We start from the raw sequence: 676 nt of genomic DNA, 5'->3' as shown, positions 1-676 counted from the left end.
GACTTCAATACCTTTAATTGTGGCATAAGCCGTCTTCATAGATTTGAATCCTAATGTGGCCCTGATGATCCGCTTTAACTTACCATGATCACATTCAATGACATTATTTTTATACTTAATCTGCCTGTGCTCAATATCTACTGGACATTTTCCTTCTCGCTTTAACCGTGATAAAGCATGGCCATAGGTCGCTGCTTTATCTGTATTGATGACCCGTGGAATTTGCCATTTTTTCACCGTATTGAAGATTTTTCCTAAAAAACAATAGGCTGATTTACTGTTCCGTCTAGCGGAAAGGTAAAAGTCAATCGTATGACCACGTTGATCAACTGCACGATACAGGTAAGTCCATCGCCCCTTCACTTTGATATAAGTCTCATCCATATGCCATGAATGTAAATCTGTAGGATTACGCCAATACCAGCGTAAGCGTTTTTCCATTTCTGGAGCATAACGCTGAACCCAACGATAAATTGTGGTGTGGTCAACATTCACACCCCGTTCAGCGAGCATTTCTTGAAGTTCACGATAGCTGATGCCATATTTACAATACCAACGAACAGCCCAAAGAATGATTTCACCTTGAAAGTGCCGACCATGGAAGGGATTCATCTGCTGTATCTCGAAATAAATAAGATATTTAGCTTATCATGTCAGCCTATTTGCAACAGTGCCC

At 40.5% G+C, this 676-nt stretch carries 1 protein-coding gene; it reads right to left on the bottom strand.

What is annotated here, in order from left to right:
* Positions 1–612 (bottom strand): IS6-like element IS1008 family transposase (locus CDG56_RS16765; RefSeq protein ID WP_002048066.1); only part of this gene is annotated, 612 nt, incomplete at its 3' end.
* Positions 613–676: the final 64 nt, after the last annotated feature.

Origin of the sequence: Acinetobacter sp. WCHA39, assembly GCF_002165385.1 — a bacterium.
GTDB lineage: Bacteria > Pseudomonadota > Gammaproteobacteria > Pseudomonadales > Moraxellaceae > Acinetobacter.
The sequence above is the reverse complement of the archived record's forward strand: the minus strand, read 5'-3'. Positions and strand labels throughout refer to the sequence as shown.